At 56.7% G+C, this 24,428-nt stretch carries 20 protein-coding genes and 3 pseudogenes; 13 read left to right on the top strand and 10 right to left on the bottom strand.

Annotated features, from left to right (window positions below):
* Nucleotides 1-3 precede the first annotated feature (3 nt).
* The 12 genes and pseudogenes from B4968_RS19665 (at nucleotide 4) to B4968_RS19720 (ending at nucleotide 11,221) form a co-directional block, all read left to right on the top strand.
* Nucleotides 4-1,152, top strand: a complete 1,149-nt coding sequence (locus B4968_RS19665; RefSeq protein ID WP_083100999.1) for a CaiB/BaiF CoA transferase family protein — start codon at nucleotides 4-6, stop codon at nucleotides 1,150-1,152.
* A gap of 31 nt (nucleotides 1,153-1,183) precedes the next feature.
* Complete coding sequence (locus tag B4968_RS19670) at nucleotides 1,184-1,588, top strand: YciI family protein (RefSeq protein ID WP_083101000.1); 405 nt, start codon at nucleotides 1,184-1,186, stop codon at nucleotides 1,586-1,588.
* A gap of 19 nt (nucleotides 1,589-1,607) precedes the next feature.
* The gene (locus tag B4968_RS19675) at nucleotides 1,608-2,678 is read left to right on the top strand and encodes a C4-dicarboxylate TRAP transporter substrate-binding protein (RefSeq protein WP_083101001.1); all 1,071 of its coding nucleotides are present in this window, start codon (nucleotides 1,608-1,610) and stop codon (nucleotides 2,676-2,678) included.
* Nucleotides 2,679-2,753: 75 nt separating this feature from the next.
* Nucleotides 2,754-3,260 (top strand): TRAP transporter small permease subunit, encoded by a 507-nt coding sequence (locus B4968_RS19680; RefSeq protein WP_083101070.1) that lies wholly within the window; start codon nucleotides 2,754-2,756, stop codon nucleotides 3,258-3,260.
* A complete protein-coding gene (locus tag B4968_RS19685; protein WP_083101002.1) occupies nucleotides 3,257-4,570 on the top strand; it encodes a TRAP transporter large permease in 1,314 nt (437 codons plus the stop codon). Before B4968_RS19680 ends, B4968_RS19685 begins: the two co-directional genes overlap by 4 nt.
* A 20-nt stretch (nucleotides 4,571-4,590) precedes the next feature.
* Nucleotides 4,591-5,115 (top strand): NADPH-dependent FMN reductase, encoded by a 525-nt coding sequence (locus tag B4968_RS19690; RefSeq protein WP_083101003.1) that lies wholly within the window; start codon nucleotides 4,591-4,593, stop codon nucleotides 5,113-5,115.
* A 1,076-nt stretch (nucleotides 5,116-6,191) separates the two neighbouring features.
* Nucleotides 6,192-7,441: pseudogene (locus B4968_RS19700) on the top strand (branched-chain amino acid ABC transporter substrate-binding protein).
* A 137-nt stretch (nucleotides 7,442-7,578) separates the two neighbouring features.
* Nucleotides 7,579-8,256: a branched-chain amino acid ABC transporter permease gene (locus B4968_RS19705; RefSeq protein ID WP_241525867.1), complete on the top strand. Its 678-nt coding sequence runs from the start codon at nucleotides 7,579-7,581 to the stop codon at nucleotides 8,254-8,256.
* Nucleotides 8,257-8,449: 193 nt separating this feature from the next.
* Nucleotides 8,450-9,712, top strand: a complete 1,263-nt coding sequence (locus tag B4968_RS19710; RefSeq protein WP_083101005.1) for a branched-chain amino acid ABC transporter permease — start codon at nucleotides 8,450-8,452, stop codon at nucleotides 9,710-9,712.
* Entirely contained in the window at nucleotides 9,713-10,486 is a 774-nt protein-coding gene (locus B4968_RS19715) for an ABC transporter ATP-binding protein (RefSeq protein ID WP_083101006.1), read from the top strand.
* A complete protein-coding gene (locus tag B4968_RS25390) occupies nucleotides 10,486-10,728 on the top strand; it encodes an ATP-binding cassette domain-containing protein (protein ID WP_277620967.1) in 243 nt (80 codons plus the stop codon). Before B4968_RS19715 ends, B4968_RS25390 begins: the two co-directional genes overlap by 1 nt.
* Entirely contained in the window at nucleotides 10,631-11,221 is a 591-nt protein-coding gene (locus B4968_RS19720; RefSeq protein WP_277620968.1) for an ABC transporter ATP-binding protein, read from the top strand. Before B4968_RS25390 ends, B4968_RS19720 begins: the two co-directional genes overlap by 98 nt.
* Nucleotides 11,222-11,305: 84 nt before the next feature.
* Here B4968_RS19720 and B4968_RS19725 read toward each other — a convergent pair whose 3' ends face one another.
* From B4968_RS19725 to B4968_RS19765, 10 genes and pseudogenes are all read right to left on the bottom strand, one after another.
* Nucleotides 11,306-12,478, bottom strand: coding sequence for an acetyl-CoA C-acyltransferase (locus B4968_RS19725; protein WP_083101007.1), 1,173 nt, complete (start codon nucleotides 12,476-12,478; stop codon nucleotides 11,306-11,308).
* 1 nt (nucleotide 12,479) lies between these two features.
* Entirely contained in the window at nucleotides 12,480-13,403 is a 924-nt protein-coding gene (locus B4968_RS19730; RefSeq protein ID WP_083101008.1) for an SDR family NAD(P)-dependent oxidoreductase, read from the bottom strand.
* Between the two features lie 262 nt (nucleotides 13,404-13,665).
* Nucleotides 13,666-14,946 carry a TetR/AcrR family transcriptional regulator gene (locus B4968_RS19735; protein WP_161492620.1) on the bottom strand — a complete coding sequence of 427 codons (1,281 nt, stop codon included), beginning with the start codon at nucleotides 14,944-14,946 and terminating at the stop codon, nucleotides 13,666-13,668.
* A 26-nt stretch (nucleotides 14,947-14,972) separates the two neighbouring features.
* Complete coding sequence (locus tag B4968_RS19740) at nucleotides 14,973-16,649, bottom strand: long-chain fatty acid--CoA ligase (protein WP_338153317.1); 1,677 nt, start codon at nucleotides 16,647-16,649, stop codon at nucleotides 14,973-14,975.
* Between the two features lie 694 nt (nucleotides 16,650-17,343).
* Nucleotides 17,344-19,236 carry a bifunctional sugar phosphate isomerase/epimerase/4-hydroxyphenylpyruvate dioxygenase family protein gene (locus tag B4968_RS19745; protein WP_083101010.1) on the bottom strand — a complete coding sequence of 631 codons (1,893 nt, stop codon included), beginning with the start codon at nucleotides 19,234-19,236 and terminating at the stop codon, nucleotides 17,344-17,346.
* 257 nt (nucleotides 19,237-19,493) lie between these two features.
* Nucleotides 19,494-20,090: pseudogene (locus B4968_RS19750) on the bottom strand (shikimate dehydrogenase family protein); the annotation flags it as partial.
* The gene (locus tag B4968_RS25395; protein ID WP_277620969.1) at nucleotides 20,090-20,716 is read right to left on the bottom strand and encodes a tripartite tricarboxylate transporter permease; all 627 of its coding nucleotides are present in this window, start codon (nucleotides 20,714-20,716) and stop codon (nucleotides 20,090-20,092) included. The gene B4968_RS25395 and the pseudogene B4968_RS19750, both read right to left, overlap by 1 nt.
* A gap of 52 nt (nucleotides 20,717-20,768) precedes the next feature.
* Nucleotides 20,769-21,594 (bottom strand): annotated as a pseudogene (locus B4968_RS24840) (tripartite tricarboxylate transporter permease).
* Between the two features lie 13 nt (nucleotides 21,595-21,607).
* Nucleotides 21,608-22,168 carry a tripartite tricarboxylate transporter TctB family protein gene (locus B4968_RS19760; RefSeq protein WP_083101011.1) on the bottom strand — a complete coding sequence of 187 codons (561 nt, stop codon included), beginning with the start codon at nucleotides 22,166-22,168 and terminating at the stop codon, nucleotides 21,608-21,610.
* Nucleotides 22,169-22,303: 135 nt separating this feature from the next.
* On the bottom strand, nucleotides 22,304-23,302 hold the full coding sequence (locus tag B4968_RS19765) for a Bug family tripartite tricarboxylate transporter substrate binding protein (RefSeq protein ID WP_083101012.1): 999 nt from the start codon (nucleotides 23,300-23,302) through the stop codon (nucleotides 22,304-22,306).
* Nucleotides 23,303-23,468: 166 nt separating this feature from the next.
* Here B4968_RS19765 and B4968_RS19770 point away from each other — a divergent pair, with 166 nt between their 5' ends.
* Nucleotides 23,469-24,158, top strand: a complete 690-nt coding sequence (locus tag B4968_RS19770; RefSeq protein ID WP_083101013.1) for a TetR/AcrR family transcriptional regulator — start codon at nucleotides 23,469-23,471, stop codon at nucleotides 24,156-24,158.
* Nucleotides 24,159-24,428 lie beyond the last annotated feature (270 nt).

Below are 24,428 nucleotides of genomic sequence, written 5' to 3' on the forward strand. Positions count from 1 at the left end.
ATTATGGTCAAAATTCTGAACAATATCCGTGTGATCGAGATGGGGACATACATCACCGGCCCAGCTGCTTCGATGCATTTGGCCGACCTTGGTGCGGATGTCATCAAGGTTGAACGCCCCGGTCAGGGGGATCCGTTCCGTGCCTTCAAGGGCGGGCTCTATTCGCCGCACTATCAGACATACAACCGCAACAAGCGGTCAATTGCGCTGGATACAAAGCAGTCCGGTGATGGCGCGACGTTTCGCGACCTGATCGCCTCGGCGGATGTGTTTATCCAGAACTTCCGCCCCGGTGTTGCAGAAAAACTGGGGGCTGGCGATGAGGAGCTGCGCAAGATCAATCCCTCTTTGATCTATTGCGCGATTTCCGGCTTTGGCAAATCCGGTCCCTATCGCGACCGCCCTGCCTATGACACGGTTGCACAGGCCGCGAGCGGATATCTGCGACTGCTGACGCCGCCAACCAATCCGCGGGTTATCGGCCCTGCGATTGCGGATTCCGTGACCGGCCAATACGCCGCGATGGGGATCATGGCGGCCTTGATTGAGCGCGGCAGTTCCGGCAAAGGGCGCAGGCTGGATATCTCGATGCTGGAAGCGATGACGCATTTCAATCTCGATAGCTTTTCGCACCATTATTCCGCAGGCGAGGTGATGGGCCCGCTGTCGCGTCCGGTTGTCTCGCAAAGTTACACATTCGAGTGCAGCGATGGGAAATGGATTGCGATCCATTTGTCGTCGCCAGCCAAATTCTGGGAAGGCTTCCTTTCTGCCACAGGGCAGCAGGCGCTGAAGGATGATCCGCGATTTTCGGAGCGTTTGGAGCGGATCAAGCACCAGGACGAGATAATCGAGATCATGACGCCAGTCTTAAAGTCTGCAACGCGCGACATCTGGTGCGCGCGTCTGGAGGCGGCAGAGGTTCCGCATTCGCCGGCCTATGATGCGGATGAGGCGCTGGAAGATCCCCAGGCAAAGCATCTGCGGATTGCGGTCACGTCAGAGCATCCCGAGATGGGCCGCTTTACCACAGTGCGCCCGCCCTACAGCTTTGATGACATGCCCGAATATGAGGTTCTGCCGCCCCCGACGCTTGATGAGCATGGCGATGAAATCCGGGCTGAACTGCAGCGTGAGAACAAAGCCAGCTGAACACAAATCGCGACAAGGGAGGAGCGACAAAATGAGAGAGGTGGATAACCCCAAATCGGTGCCTGCTGCGGATGTGCGCGAAGCCAGCAGTGGGATGCTGCAACAGCAGCTCTACGCGGTCTTTACCACGCCGACTGATGGGCTGGGTGCGGTCTTTGCCAATCTTGTGGCGCACCTGGAATTTCAGGTCGGGCTTGAAAAAGAAGGCATCTTGTTCGCGGCCGGGCCTTTGTGGACCGACGACGAAGACCATTGGGAGGGCGAAGGCATGGTTGTCATCCGGGCCAGTTCACGCGCCGAGGCCATTGCCATCGCAGAACGCGACCCAATGCACCAAAGCGGCGCCCGTAGTTTCACGGTGCGACCGTGGATGATCAACGAAGGCTCAGTGAGCGTGCGTCTGAACTACTCAACGCAAACTTTTGAAATCAACTGAACATCGAGGGAGGAATACGATGAGAACTTTTCTGGGAACAATGACGGCGGCGATAGCCTTTCCTGCGGCGTTGCTGGCGCAGGAGACAATTAATCTGACGGTGGCCTCGAGCCACCCGACCGTTGTGCCATGGGTCGGCATGATCCAGACGCATTTCATGGCGCGTACGGATGAAATTCTTGCCGAAAGCGGCGACTACGAAATCGCATGGAACGAAGCCTTTGGTGGCACGCTCTACAAAGCGAATGCAACGCTGAGCTCGGTCGAAGAGGGCATCACCGATATCGGTTGGGTTTTCTCATTTCTGGAAGCCGCGCAGCTGCCGCTGAGCCAGGTCTCGACGAATACACCCTTTGCCACGGCGAATCCCCCGGTTTTGCTGGACGTCATGGAAAAGCTGTTGGAAACAAACGACGGCTTTCGCTCCGAATGGGAAGATCATAACCTTAAGGTCCTTGGGCTGACGGCGACAGATCTGTACGACATCTACACCAAGGAGCCGCTGACAGGCATTGCGGACATCAACGGGATGAAGCTTTCAGCTCCCGGTGTTTTGGGCAGCTGGCTGCGCGGCACAGGGGCCAATGCTGTTGATGGGGCTTTGACCACATTCTACACAGATGTTCAGACGGGTGTATCTGACGGCGCTTTGACGCTGGCGCTAGGTGCCATGCCGATCAAGCTGTACGAGGTGGCCCCCTACATCAACCGTTTTGATGCCGGTGCGGCGTTTTCGGGGGCTGTGGCAATCAACCGCGACACATGGGACAGCCTGCCTGAGCCCGTGCAGAACGCCATGATTGAGGCCGGTGCCTATTACCCCGAAAGCCTCGGTCAGGATATGGTCGACCGCCACGAGCTGATGATGAACATCATGGTGTCGAAAGGCGCGGAGCAGTCGCCTCCCGTGACGATCGTCTCAATGCCTGCTGGCGAACGTCAGGCCTGGGTCGACATGCTGCCTGATCTGGCTGGCGAGTGGGCGGCGGCTGTGGATAAGCAGGGCGCTGCGGGAACAGAGTTCCTGGCGGAATACATGAACGGGTTGCGTGCTGCGGGTGAAACCCCTGCGCGTGACTGGGACAAGTAACGGTCCGGACCTGTGAAAACTGAAAACAACCTGAACAGTGCCCGCGGATCGCGCGGGCACGGCAGCCACGGTATTATGCGCATCTGGTCACGTGTCGTGGAGGGGCTTGCAGTTATCGGAACACTGATGATTGGCGTTCTGATGATCATCATTTGCGCAGATATCGTGTTCCGGAACCTGCTTGGCGCCTCTTTGCCCCTGGTGTCTGAGCTTGGGGCATTGGTGCTGGTCATGATCGTCTATCTGCAACTTGCAACGACAGTGCGGGCCGACCGGCTGGCGCGGACCGAAATTTTCTTACCGGCTTTCAGACGGCGCTTTCCGAAACTGGGAGGTCTGCTGGCAGCCCTGTTTGATCTGGTCGGAGCTTTCATGCTGGGCCTAATCGCGTGGTCAACGCTGCGGATTTTTGAAAAAGACTTCAGCTCTGGCGAATTTATCGGTGTCACCGGTATCGCGACACTGCCGACATGGCCCTTTCGCGCAATGATCCTGCTGGGTGTGACTGTTGCTGCGGTTGAATTCATCATGCGTGCCGCAAGCAATCTGCGGACGCGTGATACAGGAGAGGCGCCCAAATGACCCCTATTGAAATTGGCACGTATGCCATCGGCGCATTGGTCCTGTTGATCTATATCGGACTACCCATCGGCATCGGGATGCTACTGGTGTCTTTTGCAGGCGTGGCCTTGATCCGCAATGAGGCCGTTGCGACCCGCATGATCGGTGCTGTGGCCAACGATGCGCTGCAGGAATACCTCTTTGCGGTGGTGCCTCTCTTTGTCCTCATGGGGCTGCTGGTGACAGTGTCAGGCGTGGGCAAGGATACCTTTGATGTCTTTGAGCGATTGCTGAAACGCGTCACTGCCGGGCTTGGTATTGCCACCGTTTTTGCCAATGCTGTGTTTGCCTCGATCACGGGAATTTCCATCGCATCCGCGACCGTTTTCAGCCGTGTGGCCGTGCCTGAAATGACACGACATGGCTACACAAAGAAGTTTGCGACAGGTGTGGTGGCCGGCTCGTCCGTGCTGGGTATGATGATCCCGCCATCGTTGTTGATGATTGTGTATGCCGTATTGGCCGAAGAATCCGTCGGGCGCATGTTCTTGGCGGGCATTGGGCCCGGGCTTTTGCTGGCAGTTTTGTTTTCAGCGACGATACTTTTGCTGGCAAAGACGCAAAAGGATTTTGTCTTTGCCGATACCAATGACAGCAGCGAATTTCACGACATTACCGCAGGCGAGATCGTCCGAAAGTCCGTCCCAATCGTCAGCTTGATGCTGTTGGTATTGGGCGGGCTGTATGGCGGGTTCCTCAACCCAACGGAGGCCGGAGCTGCCGGCGCGTTTGGCGCACTTGTCATTGCGGTGTTGCGCAGGTCTCTGGGGGGTGGAACGTTTTGGAAACTGTTGGTCGAGACGGGGCAAATCACTGTGTCTGTGCTGCTATTGATCATGGCTGCCACGTTCTTTAGCCGCATGCTGGCCTTGTCTGGGGTGCCACGTGAGCTGGCAGAGTTCTTTCTGTCTGGTCCTGTCGGCCCCTTTGGCTTTTTGCTTTTGTATCTGCTGATCATCATCGCGCTGGGGTGCCTGATCGATTCTATTTCGATCATGCTGATCATGCTGCCGATTGCTTTGCCGGTGGCCAATGCGGCTGGGTTTGATCTGATCTGGTTTGGTGTTCTGACCGTTGTGGCCGTTGAAATCGGACTGCTGACACCGCCTTTCGGACTGTCGGTTTATACGATCAAATCCGCTATGGATGACCCTGACCTTAAAGTAGGCGAAATCTTTCGCGGCGCTTTTCCGTTCATTCTTGCAATGCTCGTCTCGCTGGCGCTGATCATCGCCTTCCCTTCAATCGCGACCTGGCTCGCACGTCTGTAACAAAATAGAGAACAAATCGAATGACCAATCTCCTTTTCGTAATCGGAAGCCTGCGCGCGGCCTCTGCCTCTATGGCGACGGCGCGCGCGATTGTTGACCAGCTTGGGGCTGAGGTGTCGTGCAGCTTTGCCGACATTGGCGGCTTGCCGCACTATAATGCCGATCTGGGCGAGGTGCCCGAGGTGACACATCTGATCAAGCAACTGCACGAGGCCGATGGTCTGGTGTTTGTGACGCCTGAATACAATTACAGCATTCCCGGGGTTCTGAAGAACGCGATCGACTGGGCGTCGCGGCCTGCGTTTGACTCTGTCTTCAAGGACAAGAAATGCATTGTCATCTCTGTGTCTGGTGGATCCCTCGGGGGCGTGCGTGCGCAATCGCATCTGAAATACATTCTCAATGGCATGCTTGCGCAAACCTATACCTGCAAAGAAATCGTGATCCCGATGGCCAGTGCCAAGATCGAAGAGGGCAAACTGAACAACACTGCTGCGGTTGATTTTATCACAGAGAATATGCGCGGCTTTATTGCCAGTTTCTGACCCATGCGGGTCACGCCCGCTGGGTATAGACGTGGAAAACTGACACAAGCAGCTCGCGTAACTTTATAAAAAACCGCGTGCTGTCGTGAGGCTCTGACAGATGCAGGACTCGTCTCTGTTGCACATGTTGCGGGACTGAAAGCTATCGCCGAGTTGCGGTTTATCTGCACCGGCGATGGTGAGGCAAAGCTGTGTTTGGGTCTGCTTTGTTGTCTTAACGCTCATCCCTCGGGCCCGCTCTTTTGAGAATGGCATATAGCACTTCAGGTTGGGGAAATCGCTTCACGAGATGTCTGTCTTCCGGCCTCAGGAAATCCCCAAGAACCATCGTCCCGGCGGCATAGCCCGAGATGAAGATAAAAGAGGTTCTTGCCTCTCAGGTTTCCATTGACCTTCGAGTCTGCCAGTGACTTTAGGGCGATGCGGCGTCCGGTGCGCGCTTTGTGTGCAAGGTCCATGTTTTAATTCCTCAGTTTTGATTCCTGTTTTAAACATGGAGGCTTTCGCGGTTTGGCGTCAGGCTGACATCGGGATAGGTTGGCCCGAAATGGTGCAGGCACATATCCAAAAGGGTAGGCTTGCGGCGAGCAAGTGGCCTCAGGCTTACGAGCTCGTCCTTTGCGCCACACTGCCCGCAGCGCAGCCTTCGGGCCTGGCTGCTGCGGCACTTGGGTGCCGAGGCTGCGGCGAGGTTCACGCTCAACTGGTCTGTTGCGTATTTCAAAAAATCATCGATGGCAGCGTGATCACCGGGGCAGATGTGAGCCACGCGGTGTGGAGTGTTTGCGCGCAGGGTTCCTGCGCGGTTCTGCGCGAGGGCAGCGGGCAGCTGTGAGGGCGGCCAGATGCCTGATTGGGATGCGAAACGCTCATAATATTCCATTTGTGCATCATTTCATCGTCAAATCTTTCTGTTTAAATTCATAATTTTACGTGTATCACTCACATATATCTCTAAATTTTCTAGACATATGTACTAAAAAATTGCTACGTACCAAGGCCTGACCACCAGGATACAATTGCCGGTCAGGCCTGCCGCCGAATGGGAGGGCGTGCCACATATGGGAGGAAAGAATATGAAACGTTTTACAACCGCAATTTTAGCCGCAACCATCGCGGCGGCCGCACTGCCGGCGTTTGCGAGTGATAACCTGCGGATCGCCTACATCGACCCACTTTCGGGCACCTTTGGGGCCACCGGGAATCATGGTCTGAAGCAGGTGTTGTTCGCAGCGGATGAGATCAACAAGGCCGGTGGTATCAACGGAGAAACGGTCGAAATCGTTTCATTCGACAACAAGATCAACCCCAAGGAGTCGCTGGTTCAGCTGCAAAAAGCTATTGATCGCGGCATTCGCTATGTCATGCAGGGGAACGGCTCCTCTGTTGCCTCCGCGCTGATTGATGCGGTGGACAAGCACAACGAACGCAACCCCGGCGATGAAGTCCTGTTCATCAACTATTCGGCCGTTGATCCTGCGCTGACCAATGAAGCCTGCTCGTTCTGGCATTTCCGCTTTGACTCTCACGCGGGGATGAAATGGAAGCGGTCACGGACTGGATTGTCGCCAAGGGTGACATCAATAGCGTCTATGTTCTCGGCCAGGACTATTCCCACGGTCAGGCGGTTGCAGCCGCAGCGGTTAGCCAGCTTGCCGTAAAGGCGCCCGCGATTGCGATCGCCGGCAATGAGCTGCACCCGCTGGGCAAAGTGAAAGACTTCACGCCCTATGTGCAAAAGATCATCAGCTCTGGCGCCGATGCCATCATTACCGGCAACTGGGGGTCCGACCTTGTGCTGCTGGTAAAGGCTGCGACAGATTCCGGCTGGGATAAGCCCATTCTTACCTATTATGGCTCTTCGCTTGGCTCGGCGACCGCCATGGGCGAAAATGCTGTCGGAAAAGTCCGTCAGGTCTCTGAAATTGACGTCAACTTTGCGTCTGGTGATGCCGCACAAGAAGCCCGTATCGACGCGTTTGACGCGCAGTATGGTCCCGATGAGTTCTATGCCTACCACCGGATTTTCAACGCTTTGACATTCCTGGATCTGGCCGCTGAAAAAGCAGACTCGCTTGATCCAAAGGACGTTGCATTTGCGCTGGAAGGCCTCGTGTATGAGGGCCCTTACGGTCCTGTTACGATGCGGGCCGAGGATCACCAGGTCCTGCAGGATTTGTTCATCACAACCTTCGCAAAAGATCCCGCGCGTGGCGTTGAAGGGCTTCCTTTGGGCTGGGCGATGGAAGACGAAAAAGTCGATCGCGTTGCCGCAAGCAACACTGCAAGCGCGACAACCTGTGAGATGACGCGCCCTGCCAACTAAGCGCCGCTAATCCGGACAATTCAAAAAAGGGCGCTGCGCCTCATTTGCGCATCGCCTTTGTCTACTTGATGGGGTATCCATGGAAACGATAATCTTTTCCCTGATAAACGGAACGATCTACCGGGCTGCTGCTGTTCATGCTTTCAAGCGGGCTGACCCTGATCTTCTCGATGATGGGGGTGCTCAACTTTGCGCACGCGAGTTTTTACATGTTGGGCGCGTATTTTGCCTACACAATTTCAGAGGTTTCAAACTTTTGGCTGGCCTTGATTTTTGCCCCGATCCTGGTGGGGCTGATCGGCGCACTGGTTGAGAAATACGGCCTGCGCCGGGGGCATGTGAACGGACATGTGGCCGAATTGCTTTTCACCTTTGGACTGGCCTATCTCATTGATGAAACAGTCAAAATCATCTGGGGTCGCAGCGCTGTTGATTACCGCGTCCCAGAGGCGATGGATTTTCCGTTGTTCATGTTGTTTGGCCCGCAATATCCAGCCTATCGCATATTCTTTTTTGTGGTCGCGATCGCGATGCTCGCCGCGCTTTGGTTCATCCTGAAACGCACGCGGGCCGGTCTGATCATTCAGGCGGCCCTTTCGCATCCACATATGGTTGGCCAGCTCGGCCAAAACGTGCCGCGGATTTTTATGACCGTCTTTGGCGTCGGCTGCGCGCTTGCGGGCCTGGCGGGGGTGATCGGTGGCAACTATCTCGTGGCGGATCCTGCGATGGCCGCGCAAATGGGACCAATTGCTTTGTTGTGGTTGTTGTCGGCGGGCTTGGCTCGCTTGAGGGCGCCTTTCTTGCAGCCATGATCCTTGGGCTGCTGCAGACCTTTGCGGTCTCAATCAACGCAAACTTTGCGGATATATTCGGCTTTATCGGGCTCGATGCCACCTCAGAGGTGGGACGTATAACGATCGCCTCTCTGGCACCGCTGATACCTTTCTTGATGCTTGTTCTAATTCTGATGGTTCGCCCGTCAGGTCTCATGGGGGATCGTGAAGTATGAGGAATACTATCGATCAAAATTTCCGCTCGCTGGCGCCAACCGCGTCTGAAAAGTTTCGCATCAGGGTGCTGCCGTTTATCGTCTTTGCGGTTTTCCTGCTGGGTGTTCCGCTTCTGGGGCCATCGCGCACGGCGCTGTCACTGATGAACCAAATCGGTATTTTTGTCGTCTTTGCGCTTAGCTATAATATGTTGTTGGGTCGCGGCGGGCTGCTGTCTTTTGGCCATGCGGTATACTTTGGCCTGGGTGGCTATGCGGCGGTGCATATGATGCGCGCCGTTGAAGGTGCCGAGACGGGCATTCTTGCGGGCTTTCCGGTGTTCTTTGTGCCGATTGCAGGCTTTGCTGTGGGCGCCCTTGCCGGGGCTATTATTGGCTGGCCTTCGTGCCGCAGGGCTGGCACGCCCTTTGCGATGATCTCGCTTGGGATTGCCGAACTGATCGCCGCCTCTGGCTTTATGTTTGCCTCTATATTTGGCGGTGAAACCGGTATTTCCGGGGATCGCACCAAGGGGCCGGATTTCCTCTATCTTTCGCTCAAATCCACCTCGGATGTTTATGTGTTTATCGCCTTTTGGTGCTTTGTTGCCATGATCGCGATGTATGCCTTTACGCGCACGCCGCTTGGCAAGATGTCTGAGGCGACACGCGACAATCCTGAGCGCGTGCAATTTGTCGGCTATGATCCGCAACGGGTGCGCTATCTGGTGTTCATTTTTGCCGGTGGGTTTGCCGGTCTTGCAGGCGGCATGTCTGCGGTGAACTATGAAATTTTCACCCCCGAAGCCCTGTCGCTGGCGCCCTCCGGGATGGTGCTGTTGATGGCCTATATCGGCGGTACCCGCCACTTTGCCGGGCCGATCCTTGGAGCCGTGGTTCTGACCTATATGCAGTCCAACCTGTCGGATTACTCCGAGGCATGGCTGCTGTATCTTGGCTTGCTCTTTGTCGCCATCGTCATGTTTGCCCCGGACGGCATTGTCGGCGTGATCGACAAGGTTGTCGCCGGGCTTCCTGACGCGGGCAGCACCTATCTGGGGAACAAGCTGACATCTGCCGTGGGCTGCCTTCTCATGCTTGCGGGCCTGATTGTGATTGTTGAGGCGGCTGTGCGCTACAGCAACGGCTATGGCGAGGTGTTTGAGCCGTTTGGTCTGCATCTCGGGATGGGAAATTTCCTGACCTACGTGCTGGCCTTTGGGCCGATGGCGCTTGGGGTTGCTATGTTGCGCTGGGTGTCAAAAAGGGAGGAGCTGTAGATGAGTGTTTCAGCAGTTGAACTGACCAATGTTCGGAAAAATTTCGGCCCGGCCAAGATCATTCAGGGCGTAAACCTCTCGATCAAAAAGGGCGAGCGGCACGCAATTATCGGCCCAAATGGCGCAGGAAAATCCACGCTGTTTAACCTGATATCCGGTATGTACACCTTGTCGGATGGATCTGTGGCTCTGAACGGCGCGGTGATTTCCGGGCGCAAACCGTTTGAGATCAACCGGATGGGCCTTTCGCGCTCGTTTCAGGTCTCAAACATCTTTGCCAATATGACCGTGCGTGAAAATGTGCGCTGTGGCGTGCTCTATTCCATGGGCTATGGCTATTCTTTCTGGCGCAATATTGGCCGTCTGAAAGAATTGCAGGAAAAGACGCTTGAGATCCTCGAGATGGTCGGCCTGGCCGACAAGGCAAACCTCTCTGCGGCCCTTTTGCCCTATGCCGACCAACGCACCCTGGAGGTGGCAATCACGATTGCGGGTGGCGCAGAGGTGATCCTGCTGGATGAGCCGACAGCGGGCATGAGCCATTCAGAAACAGATCGCGCCGTTGAGCTGATCGAGAAGGCAACCAAAGGCAAAACGCTGCTGATTGTCGAACACGACATGGGCGTGGTCTTTGGCCTTGCCGACCGTATCTCGGTTCTTGTCTACGGCGAGATCATCGCCACAGGAAAGCCATCCGAAATACGCGGCAACGCCAAGGTACGCGAAGCCTATCTGGGCGATGAGGCCGACGCACTTGAAGAGGGGGCTGTTTAATGAACGCCACACCCAAGCAAACAACAGCTGCCACCCCGATGCTCGAGGTGACTGATCTGCACGCCTATTATGGCAAGAGCCACGTGCTGAACGGCGTCAACATGAAGATCATGCAGGGCGAAGTGATTGCCCTGTTGGGGCGCAATGGTGTTGGGCGCTCGACCACGGCCACAGCGATTGTTGGCGAGGTGCCTCCTGTCGGGGTCGATCAGGTTCCAAAATCAGGAAATCGCTGGCCTTGAAAGCCATCAAATCGCCAATCTCGGCCTGGGCTATGTCCCTGAAAGCCGTGATATTTTCCCAACAATGACGGTGCGCCAAAACCTGATGCTGGGCATCAAGGACATGAAGCGTCCGGGGAAATGGTCGATCGAGCAGATGCTGGATATGTTTCCCAACCTGCGGGCGCGTGCCGATAATGCGGCTGGTGTTCTGTCGGGCGGCGAAAAGCAGATGCTGACCATGTGTCGCACGCTTTTGGGCGACCCTCAGCTCATCATTATTGATGAGCCGACCGAGGGGCTGGCGCCAAAAATCGTGCAGCAGGTTGGTGATGTGATTGCAGAGATCGCAAAGTCAGGCGTGTCGATTCTGCTGATTGAGCAAAAGCTTTCAATCGCCCTGAGGATCGCTGACCGTGTCTATGTGATGGGGCATGGCGACATCGTATATGAGGGCACACCGGCCGAGTTCGTAAAGCGAAGTGATGTGCGTTCGGAGTGGCTTGAAGTCTAGGGTTTGATCTGATCTGAATAAAAAAGCCCCGCGCCGGTGAAAACCAGCGCGGGGCCTTTTTTTTGGGGTCTGCCAGGGCGGGGTCTAGAAGATTTCAAACAGACCAGCTGCGCCCATGCCGCCGCCAACACACATGGTGACAACGCCATATTTGGCGCCCTGGCGCTTGCCTTCGATCAGCAAGTGGCCGGTCATCCGCGCGCCGGACATACCGTAAGGGTGGCCGATTGAAATCGAGCCGCCATTTACATTCAGGCGCTCGTCCGGGATGCCAAGGATGTCCTGACAATGCAGCACCTGCACCGCAAAGGCTTCGTTCAGCTCCCAAATTCCAATGTCAGAAACCGTAAGCCCGAACCGTTTGAGCAATTTGGGCACCGCAAATATCGGGCCGATGCCCATTTCATCGGGCTTGGTGCCGGCAACGGCCATGCCAAGGTAGCGCCCCAAAGGCTGCAAGCCGCGTTTTTCTGCCAGTGACGCCTCCATCACAACGCAGGCCGAGGCGCCGTCAGACAGCTGGCTGGCATTGCCGGCTGTGATAACACCGTTGTCGCGCACGGCTCCCAATCCGTTGAGGCCCGCAAGTGTGGTTGACGGCCGGTTGCCCTCGTCTTTTTCCAGTGTCACATCTGCCCAGGAGATCTCGCCGGATGCCTTGTCTTTTAACTGCATTGTGGTTGTGATCGGCACGATTTCGTCGGCAAATTTACCCGCGTCCTGGGCGGCAGCTGTCCGCTGTTGTGACTGGAGCGAATAGGCATCCTGCCGGTCGCGGCGAATGTCGTAGCGCTGCGCCACCATCTCGGCTGTGTCGAGCATGGGCATGTAAACATCATCGTGCATCTGAACCAGCGCGGGATCTTCGTCAACACGCAGCTGGTTGGTCTGCACCATCGAGATGCTTTCCACGCCGCCGGCAACGACGACGTCCATGCGATCAACCACCACTTGCTTTGCTGCGGTGGCAATCGCCATCAAGCCTGATGCGCATTGGCGATCCATGGTCATGCCAGAGATTTCGACGGGCAATCCGGCGCGCAATGCGGCGGTGCGACCGATGGTGTGCTGGATGCCCTGGGGCAGGGCACTGCCGAACACACAGTCGTCGATTTCCTTTGGGTCAATCTGGCTGCGTGTGACAGCGGCCTTGATCGCATGGGCGGCAAGGGCGGTGCTGGGGGTCGCATTGAAGGCGCCGCGATAGGCTTTGCCAATGGGGGTACGGGCGGTGGATACAATGACTGCGTCGCGCATTTTATACGGTCTCATTTCTGTGTTGCATGGCTTTGTTCAACTCGCGTTCGATCTGGGCCTGGCCGGTCTCGGGAACAACCTGTCCGGTTTGATCGGAAATTTGGTCCCATTGGCTCATGATCATTTCGGCGGCGGTTTCGGTGTCTGTTGTGAAAATGCCCTGGCTCAGCGTGATGTCGGCTTGCTCAAAGCCGCCGGCACCGGCGCAGATGATCTTACGGGTTGGGGCGTCTTCGCTGACCAGAGCAAGAACCGCAGGGCTGACTTTGCTTGGTTCCAGAGCTTGCAGGATGTCGTCGGGGAACAGGCCGTCAAGCATACGTGTCGCGGCAGCGGGGGCCAGGCAATTGACACGAATGTTGCGAGATATCCCCTCAAGCGCCAGGGTTTGCATCAGGCCAACCAGCGCCATCTTTGCCGCGCCGTAGTTGGATTGGCCAAAGTTGCCGTAAAGGCCAGAGGACGATGTCGTAAACACAATGCGGCCGTACTGGCGTTCGCGCATCCCTTCCCAGGCGGCCTTGGCGCAGTGCACAGCCCCCATCAAATTGACGTCAAGAACGGTGCGAAAATCTTCGAGCGACATTTTGGCAAACGTCTTGTCGCGCAGGATGCCCGCATTGGCCACCACGATATCAACGCCGCCCCATGCGGCCTCGACCTCGGAAAACATCTGTTCGACCTCGGCGGTTTCCGTCACCGAAGCCGTGCTCGCCATTGCTTCACCGCCTAGGTCGCGAATTTCCTGCGCCACAGCTTCCGCAACCGAGCCTTCCCTGCCCTGGCCCTTTATACTGCCGCCAATATCATTCACCACAACCTTTGCGCCATGGCTTGCCAGCAACAAGGCATGCTCCCGGCCGAGGCCGCGCCCGGCGCCTGTTATCAACGCAACCCTACCCGCAAGATCAGTTGGTTTCTTCATGCTTTTTCCTTTGAAACTAGATCACAGCTCTTCGAAATCTGCCTGTCCGAACGCGGAGTGCAGATGGAAGGCATTCATATTTTGGTGCTTTGTACTATTTTATCCGCAGATGATCGGCGTGCTCTGAGGGTGCGTCTGTCTGGAATTTGAGTGCCGAATGTCCCAGATTAGCCTCCAAGTGCAAAGTGTGCGTTCGGAAACGCTGCTTGGACCCTAAAACCCAGGCTTTTGATAGTCAACTTTTTTGTACAAAAGTACTAATTTAAATGTTGAGATCGTTTTTGATAAGGCCTCTGACAAAGAAGGCTATTTCTTTGCGCGCCAAAACGAGGTCAGAATTCCGTGCTCCAGTGGAGAGAAGGCGGATAAGCTTGCCCGTATAGGCCGCCTGAAGCAGCAGGGCATCAATGGGGCGAGGTGCGGGCGTGATGGCCTGAAGCAGTTGGCTCCAACCCCGCATCTGGTCAGAAATTCCGCTCCAAACCATGGGTCGCAGCTCTGGCCGGCGGGCGGCTTCCACCCAAATGGCCAGCGAAGCAAGGTTGTTTGCACCGTTCTCGGTTGCTTCGCGTTGCAGTATCATGGGGGTAATGTCGATCAGCTGGTCGGCATCAAGCGCCGTGAGATCAACATCTGCAATGACATCATGCATGCTCTGTTTTGAGCTCTCGAACAGTTGTTCTTGTGCGGCCCGAAGCAGCAGGTCGATACTCTTAAAATGATAAGACGGGGCGGCAGGGGTAAGGCCGGCAAGCTGTGCGATTTTCCGGTGCGTAATGGAGGCTGTGCCTTCGTGATTGAGGAGCTCAATCGCGGCATCAAGGATCACCTGGCGGGTTTGGTCAGATTTCTTTCCGCGGCTCGGGGTGCCCGATTTCGGACTGCTGGTCTGCCCCGGTGGCACCTCAACCGCCCAGGCGACCAGCGGGTCAGCCTTGCGCGCAAAGACATCATCCACCTGCTCGGCCGATAGGCCAAGGGCGCGGCTGATGAACAAAAAGCCAACCGTAAGATCAATGCCGGATCGTGCCGTTTCGGCTGGATGGGCTGTTCCAAGCGCTTTGGTAATATCAGTCCAAAGCTCCATGAGCCGGTCGTGCCACTTTTTGGAAAGCGTCAGGCTGTCTTGGTTGCGCGCCGCATCAAGGGTGATTTCAGCCCAAGCCAATGTGCCGAGGCTGTGTTTGCCGGTCGAGGCCTGGACGATGCGGGCGATCAGCTCACCCACGCCTTGATTGGTGTTCTGGTCTCTTAAATAGCGCTTGGCGACGGCGGCAAAGGCATCGGAATAGCCCTGCAGGATCTGGTTTGATGCGATGCCAACAATGTCGGATTTTTGGTTGAAGTAATAGGTTGTCGAAGACAGCGACACGCCGGCTAACTTTGCAACCAGCCGGTGATTGAGGTCGGCGATGCCTTTTGTTGCGAGCAATTGGATCGACGCCTCCGTGATTTTATCACGTGTTTCCTGGGATCGCTTTTGCTTTGGCTTGCGCCCAGCAACGGCCATCTCTATCGCGTCGGTCTTATTTGCATTCGTCAAGGGCATCACATCTTGGGTTGTTTCCTCTAGCCGTTATATTCGCAACGGGGATAGGCCGCCACCCCCGTTGGGTTTTGCTGATCTGCACCGGCAACAGGGACCAGCCCCAGTCCCCGCATTTGGCCACAGCTACGGGGCAGGGGAGCTGCCTCTGATTTGCGCAGGACGTAGAAATATGTGTCGCGCAGGTCTGTCTTCAGGACCTTGCCGGTGGATCCGAGCGGCAGTTGGTCGACAAAAATGACCTTATCCGGGATTTGCCACCGCGCGACTTTGCCCTCGTAGTGCTGCAAAAGCTCTTGCTCTGAAACCGCGGCATTTTGTGCCTTTACGGCGATAATGATTGGCCGTTCGTCCCATTTTTCGTGATGGGCAGCGATGGCCGCTGCAGCCTGTACGCCCGGATGGGACACCGCAACGCCCTCCAGTTCTCCGGTCGAAATCCATTCGCCGCCCGATTTGATGATGTCCTTGGCACGATCCCGGATCGTCAGGTAGCCATCGGGGTCGATCGAGGCGATATCGCCGGTATCCAGCCAGCCACCGGGGGCTGCAGACTCCTGATGGCCGTAGTAGTGGTCAATCACCCAATGGCCGCAAATCTGCAGATGCCCAGCTGTTTCGCCGTCCTCGGGCAGGACCATGCCGTCATCGTCGATGAGACGCCTCTCAAGCCCAAAGGGCGCGCGGCCTTGTTTTAGCTTGATCGCGTTGAGATCTGGCTCGGACAGCTCGTCATGTTTTGGCAACAGGTGGTTTATCGCGCCCATTGGGCTTGCTTCTGTCATGCCCCAGGAGTGAATCATGTCTACGCTGAACAGCCGTTTGTACGCATTCCTCATCACTTCGGTCATCGCGGCACCGCCAACAATCGCTTTTTTAAGCGAGCTGAGCTTGTCCGGGGCGTCCTGTGCTGCTTTGAGGATGCCGGCCCAGATTGTCGGGACGCCAAGGCCAACGGTCACCTTGAACTGATCAATCAGGTTGGTGAGGGTTTCCCCATCAAGGTTCGGCCCTGGCAGGACCAGATCGCAGCCGCATAGTGCGGCGTTATAGGGCACGCCCCAGGCGTTGACGTGAAACAGCGGCACAACCGGTAAAACGCAATCTGTCGCGTCAAATCCCATAAGATCAGGCTGATTGCTGCAAAGCGTATGCAGAATTGTAGAGCGATGCGAGTATAGCACCCCCTTTGGTCGCCCGGTTGTGCCAGAGGTATAGCACAGGCTCGCGGCGCTGTTTTCATCAAGGTCTGGCCAGTCAAAGCTGCCGTCCTGCGCGGCGATCAGGTCGTCATAGAATAAAAGGCCTTCAATCTGCGCTGCGGCTTGCGCGCTGCGTTCGCCCATCAGGACCCCGCCCATCAGGACAATGGCGCGCACGCAAGGGATTTGGTCGCGAATTTCGGCAACAAGCGGCAGGAAGGTCTCGTCGATGAAAAGCACTTCGTCTTTTGCATGGTTGATGATGTAGCTGACGTGCTCTGGGCTCAGGCGTGGATTGACCGTGTGGCACACAAAACCAGCGCCAGAGAGCGCGAAGTACAGCTCCAAATGGCGCAGGTTGTTCCAGGCCAGGGTGCCGCAGCGTGATCCCGGTGTCGCCCCAAGGGCTTGAGTTGCCTGCGCCAGGTTTTTTGGCCCGCTCCTCGACCATCGGCCAGTTTGACGTTGTGATCTGTCCGTCTGTCTCAACCGACACAATGCGGGCGTTTTGGTGGTAGCGCGCCGCGTGCGTTAATAGCGCGTGGGTGGTGAGTTGGCAGGTCATCATGTTTCCGAGCCCTGGGTATTCCCTTTTGTTATTCCCCCGTTGCGGTGGGGCGAATTTATCCGATGAGGTCGCTGAAAACGTAAGGGTGTGTCGCCAGATCTGTTGCCAGGCGCCCTATCCTCTGGGGTCTTGTTGCAATCTCGCCCGTCATTATCAGTACGAATGTACAAAATAAAGATGGAAAATATTCACCATCCATATGTGGTGTGAAAAATTCGCTGAATTTTAGAATTTTAGGGGGAGTTTCGCGGCGCTTCTTAGTAGTACAAAAAAATAAATATTGTTTTCTCTGCGTGAAAGTCGGCCAGGCTCGGTGAGCTCCAGCTCGGAAGCTCGGAAGCTCTGATGCAAAGAATGGCGCGTGAAGGAGGGAGGAAGAGGGGGTGTGAACGGGGACGTGAAGGGAGCGCGCGGCCTTGGCTGCCCCCCCCCGACGTCACTTTAAGATGGCACAAGCAGTCAAGCCTCGGCCCTGTGCTCGCCAATCACCTGTGCTCGCCAGCCGCCAGCCGCCAGCCAGCCGCCAGTCGACTGGCAGCTGTCAGGTCAGCCCTGGATGGATCAAAACCCGCAAACTGCGGGTCTCTTATGGGCAATCTCTGCAGGCCGCGCAGCCCCATCGGGTCACTGCCTGGGCATCCCTTTCGGGCGCATCAGTCGTTTTTGGGCCGCTATTCGGAAGGGCGCATTTGGCGCGCCATAGCCTTTATAGCCGCCACGCCGCTCTACAATCTCAAAAAACATTCCGCCTGTGTAGGGGCGGGAATAGAGCTGAAAGAACGCGCCATCTGCGTCTTCGTCATAGAGAATATTGGCAGCTTTCAGCTCCGCCAGCATGGTCGCAGACAGATCAAAACGCGCGTCCAGGTCGGCGTAGTAATTTTCCGACATCGGCAGGGGTTCAAACCCTGTCTTTGCCATCGCGGCTGAGGTCGTAAAGATATCGTTTGTCGAAAGGGCGATGTGCTGCACGGACGCCCCAACGCTGTCGGCCAGGAAATTCCCGGCCATGGTGCGATGGGTTTCTGCGCCATTTAGGGTGATGCGGAACGAGCCATCGGCCGTTTCCAGCGCCTGACTGCGCACCAGGCCGTCCGGGTCGACAAAATCCCCCATGGTGGATGTCTGCATCTGGAAAAGCGTCGTATAAAACAGCGACCAGCTGAGCATTTCATCATAGCTCATGGTCTGGGCCAGGTGATCAATCCGAGACAGGCCTGCGCCTGTCTCGGCATCCTCAGGGGTGGTCGCGACAAATTCTACCGACCACACGTCGTTCAAACCGCTGGTTGGGTCTATGAAATGCAGAACACTGCCGCTTTGGCCGCGGATCGCCGGAATGTTCAGCTCGCCCGGGTCGGTCGCCTGCTCAAACGGGGCGGCCCCCAGAAATTTCGCCCGTGAAACCGCCTCGGCCGCCGCATCCACAGAAAGCCCGATATCGCAGACGGTCGTGCCATGCATGGTGTAGGCGCTGCTGGCATAGCCAGAGGTTTCGCGGTTTATGATGATCCGGATGTCTCCCTGCGTCCAAAGCGAGAGCTTTTTTGCGATGTGGGTGCCGGAGTGTTGAAAGCCAAGCGTTTCCAGAAGCGCTTCGAGCGTTTCTGCTTCTGCGCCGCGGCTGGCGAATTCAACAAAGGCCACGCCTTCAACCTGGGCGCGCTGCGGGATTGCAACCAGACCTTCGGCTGCTATCGGCTCTTGCCGCCGCACGTCGTCCATCAGGGCGACAAGAGAGCGATGCCCGTCTTTGGCAATGGTCTTGGGGTGGCCGCCCCGGAACTGGTCGTTGAAAATTTCCAAAGACACAGGCCCGCTGTAGCCCGTCGCCATCACTGCTTTCATAAAGTCGACCACGGGCAGATCGCCTTCGGCCGGCATGTTGCGAAAGTGGCGCGACCAGTACAGCAGGTCCATGTCAATCAAAGGCGCATCCGCCAGCTGGACAAAGAATATCTTGTCGCCGGGAATTCTGCGGATCGTTTCGGGATCAATCTTGCGGGCGAGGGTGTGGAAGCTGTCCAGGATCAGGCCAACGTTTTTATGGTCGGGGCGGCGCACAATTTCCCAGGCATCGCGGTGATCATTGACGTGACGCCCCCAGGCCAGCGCCTCGAAGCCGACGCGCAGATTCCGTTTGGCGGCGCGCTCGCCCAATTCATAAAAATCTGCCGCAGCACGGTCGATACCGCCAAGCGCCTGCGGGTGACAGGACGAGCACACCAGTACCAGATCCGTGCCCAGCTCCTGCATGAGATCGAATTTGCGCTCGGCGCGGTCAAATGCCTTTGCGCGCAACGGCTCGGGCAGGCCTTCAAAGTCCCGGAACGGCTGGAACAGGGTGATCTCAAGCCCCATGGAGCGGATCGGATCGCCAACCTCGCGGGGGTTGCCGTCATGGGCGATGAAATCCTGTTCAAATATTTCGATCCCATCAAAACCTGCAGCCGCAATCGCTGCGAGCTTTTCTGGCAGGTTGCCTGAGATCGACACCGTGGCGATGGAGGTCTTAATGCCTCTTCTCCCTGAATGGCCTGGCGCAGCTGGTCTGGGTCCAGATCAGTCGAGGTAAAGATCTTCCAGGCATCCATCCCCTGGCCAAAGAACAGCTCGTAGCCGGAAATGATTGTCAGATTAGCCTGGGCTGCATCCTGCAAAAACTGCGTATCAACAGGGGTGTAGACCGCATCAAAGGCCCAGCTTGCCCCCTGCATCGATGCCGCAGGCAACGGGGTGCCGCCAATTCCGACCATGCCCAGCGGGGTGCAGTTGATGATCCCGTCCGCACCAATTGCAGCGCTGGTCGCGTTGTCGGATGTCTCAATCACGGTCTCGGTCTCGGTCTCAAGGTCGCGCAGCGCCTGTGCCAGCGCCTCTGCCTTGGCGGGATCCAGATCAACGCAGCGGATGGTTTTTGCCCCCAGCGCCACCAGCCCAAAGGCCACCGCCTTGCCGACGCCGCCAGTGCCAATCAGGCAGACCGTGCCCGGGCTTTGGGCGCCGCGCAGCCTGCGGTACGCATGCATGAAGCCGGTATAATCCGTGTTGAACCCCTTTGGCCCCTCAGCGTCCAAAACGACAGTATTCACAGCCCCTATGGCGCGCACCAGCGGATCGGGAACGGTCACTTTGGACGTGACCAGATCCTTATAGGGGTAGGTGACATTGATGCCGCGAAACCCACCGTGTTGTGCCTGCTGAAATACCTCGTCAAAGGTGAGGTCCATGTCTTTGGGGATGACCCTGTCATAGGTGACCTGCAGCCCCGCCAGCTGGCCGGCCGTGCGATGCAGCCGCGGAGACTGGGACCGGTTGATGTTGTCGCCAATCAGGCCAAGCTTGATCAGTTCTGAAGGGGGGAATGTCATCACAGTGCCTTTCCAAACAGGCGGGTTTGTATGCCGGTCCAGACCGGCGTCTGGCTGACAAAAATCAGGATCACTGCCGCGAACAGAACCAAAGAGAGGGGGCTTGTGAGGATGCCCTCAAAAAAGCGACCCAGGTCTTCGCGTTCTGAAATGATGGCGCGACGCCAATTGTCATCAAGCAGACGCGACAGGATGACGCCCAGGATCACCGGGCCCAAGGGGTAGCCATAGTGACGCATGAAGTAGCCAAAAACGCCAAAGCCAAGCATCCAGTAGATGTCTGTGATGGAATTGTTCACGGCATAGGCCCCAACAACCGACAACAACAGGATCAGAGGAATAATCACGGACCGGGGCATCTCGACGATCTTGGTGAAGATCTTGATGCCGGTAAGACCAAAGATCAGCATAAAGATATTGGCCGTGAACAAGGCGCCAACAATGAACCAGAACATGTCGGGCTGATCAATCATTAGCATCGGGCCTGGATTAAGTCCGTGGATGAAGAGCGCACCAATCATGATGGCGGTTACCGCATCACCAGGGATGCCCAGGGTCATCATCGGAATAAAGGCGCCGCCGACGGCCGCATTATTGGCCGTTTCAGGCGCGACCAGGCCTTCCATCGCGCCGTCGCCAAAGGCGGGGCTGGGCTCTTTTGTGACCCGTTTTGCGTGATCAATAGGCCATCAGGGCCGCGATATCGCCGCCGGTTCCGGGCAGGGCGCCAATCACCACGCCGATAGAGGAGGTTTGCAGCGACAGCGGCAGGTATTTTTTGATGGTGCCAAAGGAGGGAATGATCCTGTCGATCTTCTGGCGGACTGCTGCGCGGTTGACGTTCTGCAGCTGCATCAGCGCTTCGGAGACGCCAAACATGCCGATCATCACCGCAATAAAGGAAATCCCGCCTTCCATGATCTGAAAGTCAAAGGTGAACCGCTCTGTAAAGGTGAGCGGGTCGCGCCCGACAGCCCCGATGGCGATGCCAAAGGCGCCGGCAAATATCCCTTTGATCATCGATCCGCTGGACAATGAGCCGACCAGTAAAATCCCGAGAACCGCCAGCAGCATATATCGCCGGCTGAAATTTGATCGCAAACTCGGACACAAACGGCGCCGCTAGGGCCAGAACCAGAATGCCGACCAGGCCGCCAAAGAAAGACATGACCGTGGTGACGCCGATGGCCTGGCCCGCTTCGCCGCGCTGGGCCATGGGGTAGCCGTCTAACGCTGTGGCAATCGCCGAAGGTGCTCCGGGAATGTTCAGCAAAATGGCCGTGCGCGAGCCGCCATAGACGCCGCCCATGTAGATGCCCACCATCAACGAAATTGCGGGGTAGACCTCCCAGGAGAAGGTAAAGGAAATCAGGATGGAGACCGCCATAGTGACCGAAAGGCCTGGGATCGCTCCAATGTAGATCCCAACAAAGGTGCCCAGTCCGACAAGGAAGAGCAGCTCTGGCTGGGTGAAGACAGTTAAAATCGCGAGAAATGTATCCATCGGAAAGCTCCTCCTAGATCAGGTTGCGGAAATACTGGATGAATTCGGCCTCGGGCAGGATCCCGGCAGGCAACAGCACGGTAAAGACGACCCGGAAAACCACCCAGATCACCAATAAGGAACCAAACGCGACCGCGAGGGTGTAGCCCCAGCCCCGCCGGGCCAGCACCTTGATCGTAACAGTCAGAAACAGGGCGGCCGTGAGGACAAATCCGAGCGGCTGCAACAGCAGGCCAAACACAATCAGAAACCCGATAAACAGGATCACTGTTCCCGGCAGGATGTCTTTGGAAACAGTTTCACTCGTTACTATTGGCAAGCGGGCGGTGCGCAGAACCACGCCTAAACCCGCTATTGCCATCACAAAGGTCGTGGCCATGGGAATAGCCCCCGGCGCGGACAGGGCTTCAAAGCCGGAAATGCCATAGGCGCTGTACAGCAGAAACAGGCTGGCCGCTGTCAGGAACAGGGCAAAGGCCAGCTCGCCGGGCCGCCGCATTTCAACATATCCGCCTGGCGTCGCGTCGGATGTGCCGTCGTGATGATCTGTATCACCTCTAAATTCGGGATCCATGATCCTCACCTCCCTGGAGTAAAATCCGGGTTTCTCCCCCCGGAACAGAAAATGCCGCCCAGCATCGTTTCACTCTGGGCGGCACCATGTTTGGCAGTCCCGAAGGCCCACCATCCGACAAGGTCGGGCTATGGTTTATGGACGGGCGATGCCGAACTCTTCAGGCGAGGCCTTGGCCAGGCCCGCGTCCTGAAGCAACCAGGCTGTGCCCTGCTGCCATTTGGACAGGAAGGCCGTGGCTTCGTCGCCGCTGATTCCCATCATTGTAAAGCCGCGGTTGTCCATCAGCTCTACGAAATCGGGATGGGCTGCGCCCTCGGAATAGGCAGCGCTCAGTTTCGCCACAACATCGTCTGGTGTGCCGTTTGGTGCGAAGACGCCAAAGAACGGGCCCCAGGGGAGATATGTGCTGTAGCCCTCATTGTAGGAAGTCACGAGCGGCACGTCTGGCAGTTTTGCGTTTTGCTCAACGTCAAAGATCGCAATCGGCTTCATCGCACCGGCACGGATGCTTTCGATTGCCGCGCCCAAAACCGCCGGCATCACGTCAATTGCTCCGCCCTGCAGCGCGGTCAGTGCGGGGCCGTCGCCATCATAGGGCACAGCGATGACATCGAGCTTGCCTTCAACCGTGTTCATCATCGCGGTGACAACCGAAGGCACGCCGCCTGGCCCGGTAGAGCCCAGTCGCAACGCGCCGGGATTTTTGGCGATATAGTCCAGCATGCCGGCATAGTCGTCGAACGGTGCATCGTTATTGGCCACGAGAATAGGTGTGCCACGCGCCAGGATGTTGATTGGTTTGAATTCAGAGTAGTCTTTGTCCCCAAGGCCCATCACTTTGTAAAGCAATGGGTTTTCGGCGCCCATGAGCAGGGTGTAGCCATCCGTTTTGGCCCCTGCGACATGGTTGAGAGCGATAGCTCCAACTGCGCCGGTCATGTTCTGCATCACAACCGTGCCACCAAGTGCGGCTTCGGCGTGGGGGGTTACAGACCGCATCACGGTATCGGTGGATCCGCCAGCACCCCATTGAATGATGCCCTGGATTTCTTTGGTTGGGTAATCCTGAGCCATTGCAAAGCTAGTGCTCAGTCCAAGCGCAACAACTGCGCCAATCAGTTTACGAGACATTTTTGTCCTCCCTAAGTGTTCTTTTCTGGCCGACGATTCGCTCCCCGCTTCGCCGTCACTCCGTCCTTTATGTACCTCGGGGTTAATTTGTCAATTGCAATGTACCTGGGAGTTAATTTCGTGGTACCTCAGGGGGAGAATCACAAGAACCTGAGAGGTGGGCGAAATGGATAGAGGCACGGGCCCCGCAGACAAAAAGCGGAAGACCTCTTGGAAAAAAGACCCTGAGGCAGTCAAGGAGAACATCCTGACCATCGCCACAGAGGAATTTGCGGCGCAGGGTCTTGCTGGCGCGAACATCAACGAAATTGCCAAGAGGACGGCGACCTCTAAGCGCATGATTTACTACTATTTCGGCGACAAAGAAGGGCTGTATCAACACGTCCTTGAACGGGTGTATTCCTCGCTGCGCAACACCGAACAGGCGTTGAATGTTGCAGATCTCGACCCTGTCCCGGCCCTGCGCCGCCTGACCGAAGCGACGTTTGATTCACATGTGAACAACCCCCAGTTCATCCGCCTTGTGATGATCGAGAACATCCACAATGCAGAGTACGTCAAGAAGTCAGAAATCATCCCAAAGCTGAACAAGGCCATCATCGACAAATTAGCTGACGTTTGTGAGCGGGGCAAAGCGAGTGGCGTTTTGCGTCAGGATGCTGACCCGCTTGAGCTCCATTGGATGACCAGCTCCGCGAGTTTTTATAATGTCTCCAATGAGGCGACGTTTTCGGCGTCATTTGGCAACAGCCTCCACACGGTGGAGGGGCAAAAGAGGTTGCGCCAGCGCGTTGTCGATATGGTTCTTGGCGCGGTGGTTATTGGCTATCAGCCGAATGAGCTGCATTCCAATTGACCTAGCCCCAGCCCACCTAGCCCCAGTCCGCCTATTCAGTCCATGCGGGAGGGTGGAAATGCGCTGCGCGAGCGGTTGAGGCGGTGATGCCAGGGCGGCGCATCAGATCCGCTGGAAACATAGCGACACTGCGCGCACGCAGATCCCCAGCCTGCATGAACCGCTTGCTCACAGACATTTCTGGCGGGCCTTCGGGAACTTCTTGCTGGCTCTCTCAAACCCTGGGAAGGAACACCCAGAGCAAGGCTGCGGGTTTCTGCCGTTGACTAT

Source organism: Pseudophaeobacter leonis, from assembly GCF_002087335.1.
Taxonomy (GTDB): domain Bacteria; phylum Pseudomonadota; class Alphaproteobacteria; order Rhodobacterales; family Rhodobacteraceae; genus Pseudophaeobacter; species Pseudophaeobacter leonis.